Raw genomic sequence first — 17,235 nt, 5'->3', positions numbered from 1 at the left:
TTAGTCGAAGTGGACTTCACCGTTTTCGAGGCTGTAGTAGGCCGAAACGATTTGTACATTTCCTTGTTCAGCAGCATCCTTAATGATGGCTGAATCGGCCAACAATTGAGTGGCTTGTAAACGGGCATTTTCGCGAACTACGTCATTCACCTGATCGCTTCCTGCTGATTCTACTGCTGGATTGATAAATCCAAGTAGGTGATTCAGGTTTGGTCCATTGTCACCTCCAGCGATGGCGGCTGCGCAGGCACCACAATTTTGGTGACCCAACACCACAATAAGTGGAGTTTTTAGATGTGCCACTGCGTACTCAATAGAGGCCATCGAACTTGGGTTTGCCGTGTTACCAGCAACACGAATGACAAAGATTTCTCCAATTCCCTTATCGAAGATCAATTCAGGAGCAACTCTTGAATCGGCGCAACTTAGAATAATGGCATAAGGCTCTTGACCACCTACCTGACTGGCTCTGCGGTCTTGGTCGCTATTAGGATGAGTCAATTGGTCTTGGGTATATCGCTGGTTACCTTCCTTCAGTCGGTCCAATGCTTCTGATGCTGTAATCATAGTGTTTTCTTTTTAGTTCTGCTAAGATAGAAAAGGATTGGTTTGGTTCAGGCACAAAAAAATCCCCCTATCCGATGGATAGAGGGATCTCTCATTTTATAAGGTAAAGCTTATGTTACTTTACATAGACACGCTGAGCGTGAACTACTTCGTTGGAGTTGCTTACCTGTACCAGGTAAATTCCAGCAGGAGCGTGGAAAGAAACCACTTCGTTAACCTCGCCTTCAACGTTCATGTTTTGACTCATGATTTGAGCACCAGTCATAGACAATACACGCATTTCCAAATCTTGGTGACCTTGAGCCATACCAGTCAAAGTCAAAGTTTGATTAGCAGACAAAATGTTCCAGTTTCCATCGTTGTTCAGCTCGCTTACAGAGTTAGGCTGTGTAGCTTGCTCGAAAGTCTTGTAAGTTTCGCAAGAAGAATCATTAGTACTGTCACCATCGATAGCCAATTCGGTAGCCATACAGATGTCGAAGTTCTTAACCGTGGTAGGAGCAGTTAGACCTAAGGAACGAATACTTCCACGGATGGTAGTTGTTTGTCCAGGGCCAATGTTAATTGGGTTCTGCTGAGTACTTGTAATACGCAAGTTGCTTGTAGCGCCATCAACGGTAATAGAAAATGGAAGAATCAAGCTCTGAGAGTTGAAGTCAAACTGACCCAAGAAAGTCACGTTTCCGTTGTTGCGAACAGTTAAAGAAATAGCGTTGATAGCCGTTCCGATTTCAACTGAATCACCAGGATTCAACGCTGGAGTGTCAATTGCGAAAGATTGTACAGAAAGATCAAAAGCTTCTACAGTAGTAGAGGAGCAAATGGTATCGTTGTTAGCGTTGTTGTCTGACTGACCTACCAAAGTAGAAACGATACAGAAGTTGTGTACTCCTGGAGCGATGTTAGAGAATACGGAAAGGGCAGATACCGTATCAGTAGCACCAGCGTTAAAGTCAGTACTCATGTCACGGGTTAAAGTCAAGTAGCGAGTTCCATCTACGTACATAACAAAACGTACAGTATCACCATTGGCACCCTTTAGGGTATCACCATTGTTGGTGTAAGAAAAACGGATTACTTCGATGTTGTTGCTGATTGTGTCGTTGTTGGCTGGTGAGAAAAGAGTTCCCATGGCAACATCGTAAGTCTGTGCCTGGAGAATTCCTGTAGAGGTAAGTAAAAGTGTAAAAATAAGTAGTGCAAATTTTTGCATGACATGTTTTTTAGGGCCGAAGCCGTGTTATTCAAAAAAATACCGCGATTTATGGATCGCGATTGTCGAAACTAACAGCGGACTTTTACCTAGGGTTGGTTCAAATCGCAACATTTTCACATAAAAAAAGGCCCTCCTTTTACAAGAGGGCCTTTTTCAGTATAAGTGGTGCTATAATCTTAGCGCCAGTAGATCTTTTCTGTGGCTACCACATCGTTTCCAGAACGGATTTCAGCGATGTATATTCCCGAAGGAATGTCAAGAGCGTAACTGCCAGTATATGAGCCGTTCACTTCAATGTCGCGGCTAAATACGCGGTTTCCAACCAAGTTGTAAAGGTTCACTTTCAACTCGTGAAAATCCTGGGAAATGAATTCCAAAGCCAGGCTGCTGTTAAAACTTCTAATATTTACAGCCATTGGAGAAACTTCCAATTGTCCGTCAGACAACATTAATGGCTGATAGATTTTAAAAGTCTTACAAGCCGTATCGTTGGCTTTGTTTGGATCACCTCCAAGTGGAGTATAGGAAGTCCAGGCACAAATCTTAAGATCTCCAGTTTGATTGAAGATATAAGAGTTGTTTACAATAAGGTTTGCACTTTGAGTAGGTACAATATTGGTACCCAACTGTGGTGCGGATAGAGTTCCTTGGCTTACACCATTAAAACTCCAACCCATGGCAACGGAATCGGTATTGTTCAAAATTCCGGAACCAAAATTGTGCAATGTCATTCCGATGGCGACGGTGTCTCCAACACCGGCGGAATCACCGTCGATAGGGGTCCATGGATTAATATCCGACAGGACAAAAATTTCGGTAATGCCCACATCTTGGGCTTGGGCAACTGACCCCATTAAAAGGGCCGAAAGTGCGAGGGTAAATAACTTTTTCATAGCGGTATTTAATTCTGACTGAATCCAAATATAATGCTTAGATAATATTTCAACGGCATAATTTTCAGGACGATAAGAGGGGTTTGCGAAATCCTTATATCGGTTCACCGCATTTTCGACAGAAGTTTGAATCGGTCTTTTCTTCCACATTTCCGCAGTTGGAACAGGTGATGGGACCGTTCTTTTTTTCTCGCTTTTCGTCGGCCTTAGCGAGGTTAAACGTAACAATACCGGTGGGTACAGCGATTATGGAGTAGGCTATGATCATGGCAAAAGCTGCAATAGCTTGACCCAGTGGAGTTTGGGGAGCGATATCTCCATATCCTACGGTTGTCATGGTCACAATGGCCCAATAAACGGATCGCGGAATACTCGTAAATCCATTTTCCGGACCTTCCACCATAAACATAATGGTACCGAACAACACATTAATACTCACCACAGCAACCAAAAAGACGATAATCTTCTGCACACTGGCTTTGAGGGCTTCGGCAAGCATATTGGCCTGACCTACGTAGGAGGATAGCCCGAGTATTCGGAAAACACGAATCAATCGAAAGGTTCGGATAACCTGGGGAAGGTGAGAGCTCCCAAAAAACAATCCGAAGTAGGTTGGAATGGTGGAGAGGAGATCAATAATTCCAAAGAAGCTGGTAACGTAGCGTTTTGGATTATGTGCGGTTAGAATGCGAAGGATGTATTCAATGGTAAATAAACCGGTAAACAGCCATTCCAGAATATCGAGCCAAAAGCCATACTTCTGTTCAATACTGGAAACACTATCCAGCATAATTACGGCAAGACTCATCAGAATGGTGATCAACAAGGCGACATCGAAGGTTCTTCCAGCCAGGGTGTGATGACCAAAAATGACCTCGTGTACTTTATCCTTCCAAGGTGGGCGGTTTTGCTCCATGATAGAACAAGTATAGTTAAAATGAGAAAATGAGATGGGTTCTTACCCCGATCAGTTCTTCCGCCAGAAGAATGGCGTGAGCAAAATCAAAACGGTGAACAACTCCAAACGTCCAAGCAACATCAAAAAGGAAAGAAACCATTTGCCAAAAGGAGAAATGGCTGCATAGTTATCCAGCGGTCCCACATTCCCCAATCCAGGTCCGATATTACCTACACAGGCAATAGATGCTCCAATGGCGGTTTTAAAATCCAATCCTGTTGAAGCCATAACCACGGCTCCAATGATGAAGATCATGAGGTAAATGAGGAAGAAGGAAAGAACGTTGAATACACTTTCTTCTGAAACGGCTTTGCGATTAAGCTTTACCGGAATTACGGCTGAAGGGTGAATCAGCTTCTTTAATTCAAGAATGCTGTTTTTGAAAATGATGATATGCCGTACCACTTTCACCCCACCACTGGTAGATCCTGCAGACGCACCGGTAAACATGAGCCAGAAAAAGATAACGGTTATAAAGGGAGTCCAACTGGTGTAATCGCCGGTCACAAAACCGGTAGTGGTTCCGATGGCTACTACCTGAAAGAAGGCTTCACGCATGGCCGGTTCGAAACTCAGTCCGGGATGGATGATGTAAATCACCGTTCCCACAAACAGGCCAATACCAATACTTAAGAAGGTATAGTACCTAAACTCTTCATTCTTCCAGAGGCGGCCTAAGTTTCCTTTTAGCGCAAAATAGGTCATCGAAAAGTTGATTCCTGCGATAAACATAAACAGGATGATCACCCATTGGATAAAAGGGGATTCGTAGTAGGCCACACTGGCATTCTTGGTGGAAAAACCTCCAGTTGATAGGGTAGACATGGCGTGGTTAATTGCATCAAAGGCGCTCATTCCACCTACAATAAGCATCAAGGTCTCCAACCCGGTAAAAAGCACGTATATGGCCCACAGTCGTTTGGCTGTTTCTTTAATTCGGGGTGTAGTTTATCCGCTGAAGGACCTGGAGATTCAGCAATGAAAAGCTCCATACCTCCAATTCCCAAAAGGGGGAGAATGGCGATCGTAAGCACGATAATTCCCATACCTCCAATCCAGTGCGTGATACTGCGCCAAAAGAGAATCCCATCGGGCATGGACTCGATATCGTTGAGGATCGAGGCTCCGGTAGTTGTGTAGCCAGATATGGTTTCAAAAAAGGCATCCGTAAAAGATGGGATAGCACCAGACAAAATGAAAGGGAGGGTACCGGTAAAAGCCAGAATCAGCCAACCCGTTGTAACGATGAGATAACCTTCCCGTTTTCGGATTACTTTTTCATGATTGCGGGTGGCTAACACAGTTAATCCGCCCAAGCCCATCCAAACCAAACCAGAAATGAGGAAAGCGGAAAATGCCCGGTAATCGTCCATCATGGTCACTGGCAAAACCAAGAGCATAAAAAGCCCATTGATAACGCTAAGCAAGCCCAATACATAAACGACTATCCGAATATTACTCATCTTATTTGAAGAAGGTCTCTACTTTGGATACAGAACCAGGAAGACAGAATACAACCAACTTGTCGCTTGCCTGTGCCTGGAAGTCTCCCATGGTAATCAGGGTTTTTCCGTTGCGCACAGCTCCGCCAATCACAGCAGATTTTGGGAACCTAAGATCACGAATTGGCTTCTTGGTGATTTTTGAACCGGCCTTTACATCAAATTCGAGAATCTCGGAATCGATACCTCGAAGCATGGTAGAGGAGACTACGTTTCCTTTTCGCACATACTTAAAGATGTTACTGGCAGCTGTCAATTTTTTATTGATAAACACATCAATACCAACATTTTTGGACAAGTGCAGGTATTCCATGTTTTCCACCAAGGCAATGGTTTTAGACACCCCGTGAGCTTTGGCTACAAGGCAGGACATGATATTGGTTTCCGAGTTTCCGGTTACCGCAATAAAAACACCCATTTGCTCGATGTTTTCTTCCTCCAGAAGTTCCACATCGCGACCATCCCCATTAATCACGAGGACACCTTGCAGAGATTCTGCAAGTTCCATGGCGCGGTCCTTATTGCTTTCTACCAGTTTTACCTTGTAATCCCGACAAAGAGCACGGGCGGTTTTTTCGGCAATTTTACTTCCTCCAAGAATCATTACGTGCTTCAGATTCCGGCATTCGTTTCCGGTAAGGTTGAGCACACGGGAAATTCCTTCACGCTGAGAAATGAAGTAGCAGTCATCCCCTTTTTGAATCAGGGTGTCACCTCTTGGGATAATGGTTTCATTATTCCGGTGAATGGCGATGGCCATAAAGTTGAGGTGCGGATTCATATCCGCTGCCTGGCGAATAGTTTTATTGATAATGGGAGCACCATCACCCATGTGAATACCGATCAGATTGAGTTTTCCTTGCTCAAATTGAAAGGCATCGGTAAAGGCGGATTGGCGAACCAGGTATTCAATTTCTTCACTGGCCAGTTGTTCAGGAGAAATCAATGAATCTACTCCAAGGGAGGCCAATCCCAATCGGTCGTAGTTTTTAATCCATTCGGTGTTGGTAATACGGGCAATGGTTTTCTTAGCGCCCAATTTCTTGCCTAAAATGGCAACGGTAATGTTGGTGGTTTCCGAATCCGTTGCAGCAATCAACAGGTCACAGGTATTAACATGGGCTTCTTCCATGACGGTCACAGAAGTGGCGTCACCACGGTGAATTAATACATCGGTGTGTGATTCGGCATAGCGCAGTCTGCGCTTATCCATGTCGATTAGGATGATGTCTTGGGATTGGTCAGCCAACAATCGGGCGAGATGAACTCCAACTTCTCCTGCTCCTGCGATAACTATCTTCATCGTTCAAAAAATCGCTGCAAAGTTACAACGAAACAGCCAGTTGAAAAGAGACGAAAGTCATGTTTGAGCTTAAAAAAACGAAAGGGGATCGAATTCCCGAAATGGGACTAATTAACCTCACCGTTAAAGGAGTATTGAATAATGTTGGCGCCCATTTTTAGGGCCTCAATTCTCTTCTCTTCCGGATCGTTGTGTACCGAAGAATCTTCCCATCCATCACCCAAGTCGCATTCGTAGGAGTAGAAGCATACCAGGCGTCCTTCATAGAACAGGCCATAACCTTTAGGCGCTTTTTGATCGTGTTCGTGAATTTTTGGGAGTCCGCGGGCAAAGTCAAACTTTTGGTGGTAGATAGGGTGGTCGTAGGGCAGTTCCACAAATTCGAGTTCAGGAAATACCTGTTTCATTTGGTTGCGGATGTAGGGATCCATTCCATAGTTGTCATCGATGTGCAGAAAACCGCCGGCCAACAGATAATTTCTCAGGTTACTGGCTTCTGCTGAGCTGAACACCACATTTCCATGTCCGGTCATGTGAATCCACGGGTAGTTGAACAGGTCTTTACTTCCTACTTCCACAATGGCTTGCTCCGGGTTGATGTTGGTTTTGAGCGTCATGTTGCAAAACTGAATCAAGTTGGGAAGCGAAGTTTCCAGATTGGCATACCAGTCGCCACCACCGTTGTATTTGAGCAAGGCAATTTGAAAATCCTGAGAAGAAGCATTCAGTGTTCCCAGGCTGATTAAGAAAGCAAGAAGTATTCTCATCATGTCCAATTGGCTAAGGTGCAGGCCACTATGCCGGCAGTTTCCGTTCTCAGAATCGACTTTCCAATACGGGCTTCCAACAAACCGTGGCTTCTCGCAAAGGTAATCTCTGAAGGGCTAAAATCTCCTTCAGGTCCGATCAGGATGGTGATTTCTGACTGATTTTTAACTAATTTTTCCAGTGGCTCCTTGGATTCACTCTCCGAGCAGTGAGCCATTATTCCAGATTCCTGTTGTTCGATAAATGCTTTTACCGGGGTTAGATCATCCAGCTGAGGCAGGAAAACCTGCTTGGATTGTTTCATGGCCGAAACCAAAACTTTTTGGATGCGATCCGTTTTTAGAACCCTTCTTTCGCTGTGTTCACACAATATAGGGACGATCCGGTCAATGCCAATTTCCACCGCCTTTTCGGCAAACCATTCCAATCGAGCCAGATTCTTGGTCGGTGCAATGGCCATGGTGATCTTCTTATCCGATCGGCGGTCCTGATGACTTACTGAGTCAATCGTAAGTTGACAATGCTTAGCATGCCCCAAAGACAAGTGAGCCTGGGCCAAGTCTCCTTTCCCGTTCACCACTTCCAGCGTATCGCCTTCTTTCATGCGGAGTACTTTAAACAAGTGTTTGGACTCCATTTCCGGAACCTCAATCACACCTTGGAGCTCAGTGGGTATGTAGCTGCGATGTCCTGCCATAACTGGGGAGCAAAATAACACAATTGCCCTGAAACAGGTGGAATTGAAGGTGAGTTGTCGAATAGACTGGTAATCTGGTTTTTAAAGTCCGTTTTAATTTCTACATTGTTGTCCGAAATTCAACCCTTCGAACTAAACTGTACTAACTACCTCCCGGTTTTCCCGATGGGAAGAGTTTCACCTATTTTAAACTATAATGAAAACTATACTATGAAAGCGATTATTACTTTATGCGCCATTGTGCTCTTTTCAGTAGGAGTGCACGCTCAAAATGCCATGAAAATCTGGAACCAAACCAGCTGTACTTACATTGTTCAGATGTATGCCGTACCTGCTGGTAATTGCACCGCCTCACCCTTCGTTGTAAACTACAACGTATCCGGCGGAGCTTCAGTAGGAGCCATTGCTCCAGCTGGATACGAGTGGATTTATGCTGAAATTACTTCATTCCCCTATTGTACTGGTGGAGCTTTAGGAATTGCTCCCGGTGCTGATATTATGAGTGGTTGTATTGGATGTACCTGGGGAGCGCCCAGCAGTGTATCCGGACCCACGTTTGGATGTAATGGGTGTCAACCTTTTGTCACAGCCGAATGGCACACCTGTAATCAGTTTCTGCACATCTTTTAGCAGAAGCTGAACATCAATTTTTGGAGGTAGATATGGGATCCCTCATCCTTTTTGGATGGGGGATTTTTGATTGAATCCATTGTTAGGTTTTAAGTTCATTATTTTCCGGGAGCCTTCTCTTTATCCATGGGTAGAAGGAGAATTTATGTTCCATAAGGTCTTTTTTTACCCTCCTAGCCAAGGTGTCTGTATTAAGATCAATGAGGCTAAATAGGAAATGATTAACCACGATAGTCTTTTGCCCTTCTCGAAATTCCATACAGTGGAATTCATTCCAAGGCGGATTGTAATTGAAACGGTAAGAGTGGTATATTTTGAATGAATCAATCTCAGAATTGGTTAATTCGGTTATCCCGTGCTGATCGATATAGGTTAACGAGTTATATCTTACTATTAAGGTAGCCTTTCTGGCATCAAACCAATAGTTGAGGAACAGCAAAATGTAGGGAATGATGAGGAGGCCGAAAATCAAATTACCAATAAGGACAAGCTCTGAAGGTAATGGGAAAACAAAGATGAAAATCGAATTGAATCCGAGCTGAAACAAGAGAATTGCAAATATGGATAAGGACCTTCTAATTGCTTTCCAAAGAGTTAGGTTGTAATGATTTTCTTTCATGGAAGGATTCAGTTGGGATCACAAGTTAGTCTATTCAAAAGGAATAAGTTTCGATGCCCATATTGTTAAGTCTTGGGAGCAAGGTATCCCTTTCACTCCCTTAGCCATCCTCTTCCTTTCTCTTCCTCTTCCGGATTTGAAATCCGGAAGTATGAGCTCAGGATTTGTAATCCTGATACTCCAATAACGATTCCTTCGAAAACTCAATGGATGGTAATTAATAGAGAATAATCTACTTGAGATAAAAATGGCGGGTTATCCCCTGCGGTCATGAGGCAGTTGCAAATCCGTAGCTCCTCCTTTCGGATTTCAAATCCGAAAGAGGGAGGATCCGAAAGAATAAAGCAAAAAAAGCCCCGACTCTTTCGAATCAGGGCTCTCAAAAATATGGGTATTCGAGACTTAAGCGTTCTCAGCAACTTTAGGTGAAGCAGCTAAGATCTCTTCGCTTGCATTTTCAGCGAATTTCTCGAAGTTTTTGCGGAAGGCAGCAGCCAATTCATTGGCTTTGCGATCGTACTCAGCTTTGTCTTCCCAAGTGTTCTTAGGATTCAACACGTTGTCATCAACATTTGGACAAGTAGTTGGGAATTCCAAACCGAAAATTTCGTGCTTGTCGAAAGATACATTGTCCAGTTCACCGTTCAATGCAGCAGTAATCATAGCACGAGTATATTTCAAGCTCATACGATTTCCAATTCCGTAAGGTCCACCAGTCCATCCGGTGTTAACCAACCAAACGTTTACACCAGCATCTTGCATTTTTTGAGAAAGCATCTCACCGTATACAGTCGGGTGCAATGGCATAAATGGAGCACCAAAACAAGCAGAGAAAGCCGTTACTGGCTCAGTAATTCCAGCTTCTGTACCAGCTACTTTAGCTGTATATCCAGAAATGAACTGGTAAGCCGCTTGACCTGGAGTCAATTTTGAAATTGGAGGTAATACACCGTAAGCATCACAGGTCAAGAAGAAAATGTTCTTCGGGTTGTGACCGATAGATGGCTTAGCAATGTTGTCAATGTGATAAATAGGGTAGCTTACACGAGTATTCTCAGTTACATCTGAGTTGTGGTAGTCTACCTCATTGGTTCCTTCGTGGAAACGGATGTTTTCCAACAAAGCACCTGGCTTAATAGCTTTATAAATGTCTGGCTCTTTTTCAGCAGACAAATCAATAGTCTTAGCGTAGCATCCGCCTTCGAAGTTGAAGATGGTGTTCTCACCTGACCATCCGTGCTCATCGTCACCGATCAATTCACGCTCTGGGTCAGCAGACAAAGTGGTTTTTCCAGTACCAGAAAGTCCGAAGAAAATAGCCGTATCACCACCTTTACCAATGTTGGCAGAGCAGTGCATAGACAAGGTGTTCTTCAAGTGAGGAAGAACGAAATTCAATGCAGAGAAAATTCCTTTTTTGATTTCACCAGTATATCCAGTACCACCAATCAAGGCTACTTTGCGAGTAAAGTTCAAAATAGCAAAGTTGTGCTGACGGGTTCCGTCTACCTCTGGGTTAGCCATAAATCCTGGAGCGTTGATCACAGTCCATTCTGGATCGAAGCTGGCAATCTCGTCTTCAGTTGGACGAAGGAACATGTTGTAAGCAAACATGTTTGACCAAGGGTATTCGTTTACCACACGCAAGTTCATGCGGTAGTTAGGATCTGCACAAACGTATGCGTCACGAACGTAAATTTCTTTTCCAGACAGGTACTCAGTCACTTTGTTGTAAAGTGCGTCAAACTTATCTGCATCGAAGGGAATGTTAATATCACCCCACCAAATAGCTTCTGAGGTGAGCTCGTCTTTCACGATAAACCGGTCCTTAGGTGAACGTCCGGTAAATTCTCCGGTATCCACGGTGATGGCACCAGTGCTGGTTTCTTGGGCCTGACCGGCCTCAACAGCAATCTTAGCCAACTCGGTTGGAGTTAGGTTCCAATGAGCAGTGGCATCTTGAATTCCATAATCAGCAACAGTTGCCTTCTCGGCTTTCATTCCTGTTTCTTTCATCTTCATTGAATTTTTTCAAAAAAATTGACGGCAAAGGTAACTTTAAATAAGCTTTATCCTTTACAATTTCTTCATATAGATTTTAAACAATGTGTATTTGTAAATTTCATTAGCTGATTGGTTTGGATAGTTAATTATTTCTTTTTAAGGATGTTCCAGAAAAGCAATCCCCAGGAAGCAATCAGGCAAACTCCACCAAGTGGCGTTACGGGCCCTAAAAAGCCAATGGGCAAACCGGTAATCGGTCGGGTAGCTAATAGGTAGATGGATCCGGAGAAAAGTAGAATCCCCGCCATCATCAACCCAATAACCCATTTGGAAACTGAAATGCCGGTTAAATTGAGTAGCGGCAATGCCAGCAATGCTAAACTGTGGTACATCTGAAAACGAACCGCGGTTTCAAAACTGTGCATTTGAGTTTCTGACAGATGAGGAGGGAGAGCATGAGCAGCCAGGGCTCCTAAGATCACGGCTATCATGGCGGATGCCGAAGCAAAGGCGAGGGTGCGTTTTATCGAAAAATTCATTCTGGACTCAGTTCCCTTTTTTTCGAGCGGCAAACATAGCAAACAGATGCATCCGTCCATGTTAAAAAACACGGAGGACTTCCATTAACTCCTTTTTTTCGATGAGCGGTTCTAAGGGTTGATAAATTCGTTTAGCTCTTCGATGGAAGATTCGAAGGTAAACGCATCATTAACCTTGTAATAGTTGTTTGGATCTGAAGTCTTTTTGTAGGCCAATTTGGCAAAATCCAAGCGGGTGTCTTCGTAAGTAAACAATCCCATAACCTCTTTTACCTGCTCCGAACTCATGCAATTGGCATTGATAATTTGCTTGGCCATGGTGAATTTACTGTCCTCAAAAGATTTGGAGCGGATTGATTCCTTGGCGCTATTAAAATCACCAAAACCCATCGCGTAACATCCGCCTGCTGTTTTGGGCTCTTCCACTGCTGTAAGAGTAGGGCTTGAAGAAGAGGTAGTTGTAGTGGTAGTTACCGTTTCAGAATAGGTCATGCTCTGGTTCATGCTGGTATTGGCGCCCATTTCATTGGCACTTACACCTACATTAACTGATTCACCACCCACATTCACATTCATATTTACCTGGGCACTCTGAGGATTTGAAGTAGTGCTATGGGTAGAATGGCTAATAGTGGTGGTAGTAGTGGTTTGGGTTGAGCTTGGACTGGTAACAGTCGTTTCCATTACCGGTTCTGATACTGGCGTAGATATCTCTTCTTGAACCATTGGAGCATTTTGTAGAGCTGTTTCACTCATCCAACGCAATTTATAGTCACCTTTTCGGTTTAATACCACTTGAGCCGTGATTTCCATACCTGGATTGAGGGGCAAATTTTTAGTAAATGAAGGTTTACTGGCATCAGCAAATATTATTTTCACCGTTACAAACTCTTGGGTTATCCCGCTGGCTCTCACCTGGGTTGCAGCGGTTTCATTGTATCGTTTCCCGTTTACCTCAACAAATATCTTTTGTCCATCTGCTGAAAAAATGACCAGATCCGAATAGTTTTGTGCCGAGGAATAAAAGACTCCCAAGAAGGAAATCATGGAAAATAGAAGTAGCGATTTCATGGTTATACCAAATTAGATTTCATCAAATATAAGTGTTCAACAGAGCTAATTCTACAAAAGATTATGCCACAAAATATTTTGCTCATCGGCGCAGGCCGTTCTTCCGCCTCCTTAATCCGTTACCTGATTCGTTTTTCTGATGAAATGGATTGGAAAATTACAATTGCAGAACGCTTTCCAGAGTTCGCAAAAGAGAAGGCTGGTGATCATCCTCGGGTGAGTATTACTTCCCTTGATATTAATGACGATATGGAGCGGCTTGGACTCATCCATGCAGCGGATATTGTAATCTCTATGGTTCCGGCTCGTATGCACCATACAATCATTCGGGATTGCATCGCCATGAAAAAGCATGTCGTTACGGCTTCCTACGCCACTCCCGATATTTTGGAACTTCACCAAAAGGCCAAAGATTCTGGTGTAACTGTGATGATGGAAATGGGAGTAGATCCTGGAATTGATCACATGTCGGCTATGAAACTTCTGGATCAAATTCGCGGAGATCAAGGCAAGATGTTGTTGTTTGAATCATTTACAGGAGGTCTTATTGCTCCTGAAAGTGACAACAATCCCTGGAATTATAAATTCACTTGGAACCCGAGAAACGTGGTTCTCGCCGGACAGGGGGGAGCTGCAAAATTCATTCAGGAAGGGAAGTACAAATACATTCCTTACCACCAGTTGTTTAGAAGAACCGAGTTTATAGAAATCGAAGGGCATGGTTCATTTGAAGGTTATGCCAATCGCGATTCCTTAAGCTACCGATCCGTTTATGGCTTGGATGATATTCCTACCATTTACCGAGGTACGCTTCGTCGCCCGGGATTTTCTAAAGCCTGGGATGTTTTCGTCAAGCTGGGTGCTACAGATGATACCTATGTGATGGAAGGTTCGGAAAACATGACCCATCGTGAATTCATCAATTCCTTTCTGGCCTACAATACCCATGATTCAGTGGAACTTAAGTTGATGCACTACCTCAACATTCCCCAGGATTCTACCATTATGGATAAATTGAGTTGGTTGGGTATTTTCGACGATACTCCGGTTGGAATTCAGGATGCTACTCCGGCTCAAATTCTACAGCACATTTTGGAAAAGAAATGGAAACTCGAAGAAAACGACCGCGACATGATTGTGATGTGGCACAAATTCGGCTGGGAGACTCCGGAAGGTGAAAAGAAAATGATGACTTCGCACATGGTCGTAAAAGGAGAAGATCAAACCTATACTTCCATGGCCCAAACCGTAGGATTGCCAGTAGGTATTGCCGTAAGAATGATTGCTAACGGAACGATCAAGAGTACAGGTGTTTGTCGCCCGGTTACGCCGGAAATTTACAATCCCATCCTCGAAGAATTAGAAACCTATGGCGTTCGATTCGAAGAAAAGGAGATGACGCCTAAGTTCTATTGGAAAGAGAAATAACGAAGGCGAAGTTTCAATCTTCAATCTCGAATCTTGATCTTCGGGTCTCTTTGTCTCGTTTCTCGAATCTGAGAAATCTTATTGTTTGATCACCTTGAAACGCTGGTGTATCCCTTCAGCTTCAAGATTCAGCCAGTAAACTCCATTGGATCCTTTCAACTCCAGGTTGAGTTCCTTCTTGTGGCGATAGGTTTTGCGAAATACTTCTTGTCCAATAGGATTATAGACGGTAACAACCAGCTCTGAAACAACTTGATCTAATTCCAGGGTCAGATTTTGATGGGTCGGATTGGGGTAAATGATAACGTCATTATTCCTTTGTAGTGATTTCAATCCTACAGTTTCGAAAGCATAGCACGAGGAGGAATCCTGACACTCATTTTGGAAAATGATCATGGCGTAGCTGCCGTTGTTTGGAGGGGTAAATGTTGGGCCCGTAAATTGGGGGATTATTGCCCCTGTCTCGCAATTAATCCATTGATATTGAGTAGCTGAGGTGTCACCGGCTCTCAAGTTGTTTCCACTCGTGATTACGCTCGTATCAATTGCTTCAACCTTAAGTTCCGTAATAATTAGGCTATCGCATTGTTTATGAGATAGAAAATAGGAAGTATCGATATGGGAGACCGTGCTTGTATCTCCATCAGGGAAAACGAAAACTTCGCCAGGGCAAATCACGGCCTTTTGATGCTGTGAACTTGGTTCGTTAAAACTCAATTTTGTAATGACGACGCTGTCACATCCCAGAATACTTGTTAACCGGCTGGTGTAGTTTCCTGAAGAATTGACTGTCCTGCCATCGGGCAGGGTGTGTGTGGATTTACCGCACAGGTCAATGGTATCGTTGCGGTTGTAGGTTGGACTAATACTCAATTGAGTTTCTACTATACTATCGCAACCTGATGCTGTTTTTAATAGGCTAAGGTGTATTTGGGGAATACTTGATGTGTCTCCATCTGGGAAAGTAAAAATCGAGCCTTGACAAATGGTCTTGGAATCCTTAATCAATTTTGGACTATTTACTTCGAGATTGGTGTAGTAGATGGTATCACAAATTAGACCTGGGACAATACTTGTGTCTATGGAAGATTGACTTGAGGTGTCTCCGTCGATGAAGGTATAGGTTTTGCCTTGGCATATGGAAGCCCCTAAAAATATTTCCACGGGGTAGTTGACCATGAGGTGGGTAATGATCAGGCTATCACAACCCTTAACCTGGAAAAGGCTTGAGTCAATGGATGGCACGGAAGAGGTGTCTCCATCGGGAAAGGTATAGATCTGGCCGTGACAAATGGTGACCGTATCACTTAGAACCCGGCTGTTGTTAATTGTCAATTGATAACTGTAAATGGTGTCACAACCATTACTCATTACCAGAGTATCTTGATAGAAACCACTTTGTCGCCAAACATGACGTCCGGTATGGGATACAAGAGAATCGCAATAACTCACCGTGTCCACTGCATGGTAGAACAGACAGCTTTCTCTAAATTTAATTAAGAAGGCATCCTCTGTACCTCCATTTACGCTTTGGTGGCTTCCCGGTGTACTAATGGCGCTTTGAGAAAGGGACGAACCAAGAAGGTAGAAACTGTTTCCGCTGGCTTTGCCAAACATGCCATATTCAGTTTGATTACCTCCATAATAGGTGGCCGATAATCGGGTGCCATCTTTTTTGAATTTCGCCCAAAAGGCATCCTGGCTACCTCCATAGGTAGGTTGGTGCACACCAGTTGTGCTGGTGCTATCCAGACCCATGGCGGTGAATCCTACTAAATCAACATTCATAGAATCATCCAGCATACAAGACCTTGCTATATCCTGTCCATTACCTCCATAATAGGTGAACCAATCCAAAGTACCTGCAGTGTCAAACTTGGCGAGGAATCCGTCGGAAAGAAAAGCTGTGTTTTTTTGGTCTTGAAAACTTCCGCTTGTACCCAAACCCGATGAATTCATGTATCCGGAAACATAAATGATTCCAGAAGGATCATAGGAGCAGCAAATGCCTCGATCCTCCTGGGTGCCTCCGAGATAGGTTCCCCAAATCCTCTGGCCATTGGTGCCGAATTTTAATAAAAAGGCGTCGCTGTTACCACCGAGGTTAGCTTGGTGCGATCCGGTCGTAGATATTCCTGATGGAGACGTTGTAAAGCCTGTGATGAATAAATTCTCGTGGTTGTCCAGAAATCCGAATATGGCTCTTTCCGTTCCCGCACCACCACAATAAGTTCCCCATTTTTGCACACCACTGCTGTCGAATTGGGAGATAAACATGTCGTAGCTTCCACCAATATTGGTTTGATGGGTATTTGAGGTAGCAATACCAATGCTGGAGTTCGTTTGGCCAAGAATGTAGATGTTGTAACTCGAATCCACCAAGCAAGTGGCACCGTAATCATTTCCGGGCCTCCAAAAGTTTTGCCCCAAATAAGAGATCCGTCTTTTCTGAACTTGGCTAAAATGGCCTCTTGTCCTGAACCGCCTCCAATTTGTCCGGTCATCACCACATTTTGATTGTGGGAAAAGGCACAGCTTGTTGCCCGGTCGTCGCCTGTAGTTCCGTAATAAGTAGCCCAAATTCGGGTTCCATTTGAATCAAATTTTGCCAGGAAAGCATCCTGAACTCCTGAATGGCTGTTCTGATAACTACCGGTAGTTGCGATGGAGCTTGCAGAAAAGGTATGCCCCATGATGTACACTGATCCTGAATCATCGATATTCAAGAAGCGAGATTTTTCAGTTAATGGACCACCCATATAGGTGCCCCAAGATCGAAGTAAGGGATCAATAACCAAAGGGAGGCTTGGATCGAATGACCCCAATTCAAAGCTTATAATTCCATCGTTAAGTGCCCAGCTAATTGGGATCTCTTTGTTATTCTGGTAGGCAATAGGAGGAGCTTCTTTAATGGGCCCTAAGGGAGTTTGAATGATCAATTCTTGGGTAGTAGGGTCAATCGATATTTGATGGGCTCCTTCATATTTCCATTGAATTTGATTGGGGTCCTGTCCTGGTTGAACCAGCAAATCATATTTGA

At 43.8% G+C, this 17,235-nt stretch carries 13 protein-coding genes and 1 pseudogene; 2 read left to right on the top strand and 12 right to left on the bottom strand.

All coding sequences use genetic code 11. The features are described 5' to 3' along the window. From KFE98_00210 to KFE98_00175, 8 genes and pseudogenes are all read right to left on the bottom strand, one after another. The gene (locus KFE98_00210; GenBank protein UTW62617.1) at positions 1 to 567 is read right to left on the bottom strand and encodes a carbonic anhydrase; all 567 of its coding nucleotides are present in this window, start codon (positions 565 to 567) and stop codon (positions 1 to 3) included. Positions 568 to 682: 115 nt separating this feature from the next. Then, on the bottom strand, positions 683 to 1,780 hold the full coding sequence (locus tag KFE98_00205; GenBank protein UTW62616.1) for a hypothetical protein: 1,098 nt from the start codon (positions 1,778 to 1,780) through the stop codon (positions 683 to 685). A gap of 179 nt (positions 1,781 to 1,959) precedes the next feature. After that, positions 1,960 to 2,676 carry a hypothetical protein gene (locus tag KFE98_00200; protein UTW62615.1) on the bottom strand — a complete coding sequence of 239 codons (717 nt, stop codon included), beginning with the start codon at positions 2,674 to 2,676 and terminating at the stop codon, positions 1,960 to 1,962. Between the two features lie 94 nt (positions 2,677 to 2,770). After that, positions 2,771 to 3,592 carry an ion transporter gene (locus KFE98_00195; GenBank protein ID UTW62614.1) on the bottom strand — a complete coding sequence of 274 codons (822 nt, stop codon included), beginning with the start codon at positions 3,590 to 3,592 and terminating at the stop codon, positions 2,771 to 2,773. A gap of 51 nt (positions 3,593 to 3,643) precedes the next feature. After that, positions 3,644 to 5,097 (bottom strand): annotated as a pseudogene (locus tag KFE98_00190) (TrkH family potassium uptake protein). 1 nt (position 5,098) lies between these two features. Beyond that, the gene (trkA, locus tag KFE98_00185; protein ID UTW62613.1) at positions 5,099 to 6,439 is read right to left on the bottom strand and encodes a Trk system potassium transporter TrkA; all 1,341 of its coding nucleotides are present in this window, start codon (positions 6,437 to 6,439) and stop codon (positions 5,099 to 5,101) included. A gap of 107 nt (positions 6,440 to 6,546) precedes the next feature. Beyond that, the gene (locus KFE98_00180) at positions 6,547 to 7,209 is read right to left on the bottom strand and encodes a DUF4159 domain-containing protein (protein UTW62612.1); all 663 of its coding nucleotides are present in this window, start codon (positions 7,207 to 7,209) and stop codon (positions 6,547 to 6,549) included. Continuing rightward, complete coding sequence (locus KFE98_00175; protein ID UTW62611.1) at positions 7,206 to 7,904, bottom strand: 16S rRNA (uracil(1498)-N(3))-methyltransferase; 699 nt, start codon at positions 7,902 to 7,904, stop codon at positions 7,206 to 7,208. Before KFE98_00175 ends, KFE98_00180 begins: the two co-directional genes overlap by 4 nt. A gap of 210 nt (positions 7,905 to 8,114) precedes the next feature. Here KFE98_00175 and KFE98_00170 point away from each other — a divergent pair, with 210 nt between their 5' ends. Further along, positions 8,115 to 8,534, top strand: a complete 420-nt coding sequence (locus tag KFE98_00170) for a hypothetical protein (GenBank protein UTW62610.1) — start codon at positions 8,115 to 8,117, stop codon at positions 8,532 to 8,534. Positions 8,535 to 9,555: 1,021 nt separating this feature from the next. On the opposite strand, the gene pckA is transcribed toward KFE98_00170, so the two are convergent. The 3 genes from pckA to KFE98_00155 form a co-directional block, all read right to left on the bottom strand. Continuing rightward, the gene (gene pckA, locus KFE98_00165; GenBank protein UTW62609.1) at positions 9,556 to 11,169 is read right to left on the bottom strand and encodes a phosphoenolpyruvate carboxykinase (ATP); all 1,614 of its coding nucleotides are present in this window, start codon (positions 11,167 to 11,169) and stop codon (positions 9,556 to 9,558) included. Between the two features lie 134 nt (positions 11,170 to 11,303). Further along, positions 11,304 to 11,696 carry a DUF423 domain-containing protein gene (locus KFE98_00160; protein UTW62608.1) on the bottom strand — a complete coding sequence of 131 codons (393 nt, stop codon included), beginning with the start codon at positions 11,694 to 11,696 and terminating at the stop codon, positions 11,304 to 11,306. Between the two features lie 111 nt (positions 11,697 to 11,807). Beyond that, positions 11,808 to 12,767 (bottom strand): DUF4476 domain-containing protein, encoded by a 960-nt coding sequence (locus KFE98_00155; protein ID UTW62607.1) that lies wholly within the window; start codon positions 12,765 to 12,767, stop codon positions 11,808 to 11,810. Between the two features lie 63 nt (positions 12,768 to 12,830). On the opposite strand from KFE98_00155, the gene KFE98_00150 reads away from it, so the two are divergent. After that, a complete protein-coding gene (locus KFE98_00150) occupies positions 12,831 to 14,195 on the top strand; it encodes a saccharopine dehydrogenase NADP-binding domain-containing protein (protein UTW62606.1) in 1,365 nt (454 codons plus the stop codon). 78 nt (positions 14,196 to 14,273) lie between these two features. Here KFE98_00150 and KFE98_00145 read toward each other — a convergent pair whose 3' ends face one another. Then, entirely contained in the window at positions 14,274 to 16,442 is a 2,169-nt protein-coding gene (locus tag KFE98_00145; protein ID UTW62605.1) for a T9SS type A sorting domain-containing protein, read from the bottom strand. Positions 16,443 to 17,235: the final 793 nt, after the last annotated feature.

This window comes from bacterium SCSIO 12741, from assembly GCA_024398055.1.
Lineage (GTDB): Bacteria > Bacteroidota > Bacteroidia > Flavobacteriales_G > Salibacteraceae > SCSIO-12741.
The sequence above is the reverse complement of the archived record's forward strand: the minus strand, read 5'-3'. Positions and strand labels throughout refer to the sequence as shown.

What these genes read in the sequence shown, in the direction of transcription:
- KFE98_00210 (UTW62617.1), bottom strand. Translation starts at nt 567, where the DNA reads ATGATTACAGCATCAGAAGCATTGGACCGACTGAAGGAAGGTAACCAG.
- KFE98_00205 (UTW62616.1), bottom strand. Translation starts at nt 1,780, where the DNA reads ATGCAAAAATTTGCACTACTTATTTTTACACTTTTACTTACCTCTACA.
- KFE98_00200 (UTW62615.1), bottom strand. Translation starts at nt 2,676, where the DNA reads ATGAAAAAGTTATTTACCCTCGCACTTTCGGCCCTTTTAATGGGGTCA.
- KFE98_00195 (UTW62614.1), bottom strand. Translation starts at nt 3,592, where the DNA reads ATGGAGCAAAACCGCCCACCTTGGAAGGATAAAGTACACGAGGTCATT.
- trkA (UTW62613.1), bottom strand. Translation starts at nt 6,439, where the DNA reads ATGAAGATAGTTATCGCAGGAGCAGGAGAAGTTGGAGTTCATCTCGCC.
- KFE98_00180 (UTW62612.1), bottom strand. Translation starts at nt 7,209, where the DNA reads ATGATGAGAATACTTCTTGCTTTCTTAATCAGCCTGGGAACACTGAAT.
- KFE98_00175 (UTW62611.1), bottom strand. Translation starts at nt 7,904, where the DNA reads ATGGCAGGACATCGCAGCTACATACCCACTGAGCTCCAAGGTGTGATT.
- KFE98_00170 (UTW62610.1), top strand. Translation starts at nt 8,115, where the DNA reads ATGAAAGCGATTATTACTTTATGCGCCATTGTGCTCTTTTCAGTAGGA.
- pckA (UTW62609.1), bottom strand. Translation starts at nt 11,169, where the DNA reads ATGAAAGAAACAGGAATGAAAGCCGAGAAGGCAACTGTTGCTGATTAT.
- KFE98_00160 (UTW62608.1), bottom strand. Translation starts at nt 11,696, where the DNA reads ATGAATTTTTCGATAAAACGCACCCTCGCCTTTGCTTCGGCATCCGCC.
- KFE98_00155 (UTW62607.1), bottom strand. Translation starts at nt 12,767, where the DNA reads ATGAAATCGCTACTTCTATTTTCCATGATTTCCTTCTTGGGAGTCTTT.
- KFE98_00150 (UTW62606.1), top strand. Translation starts at nt 12,831, where the DNA reads ATGCCACAAAATATTTTGCTCATCGGCGCAGGCCGTTCTTCCGCCTCC.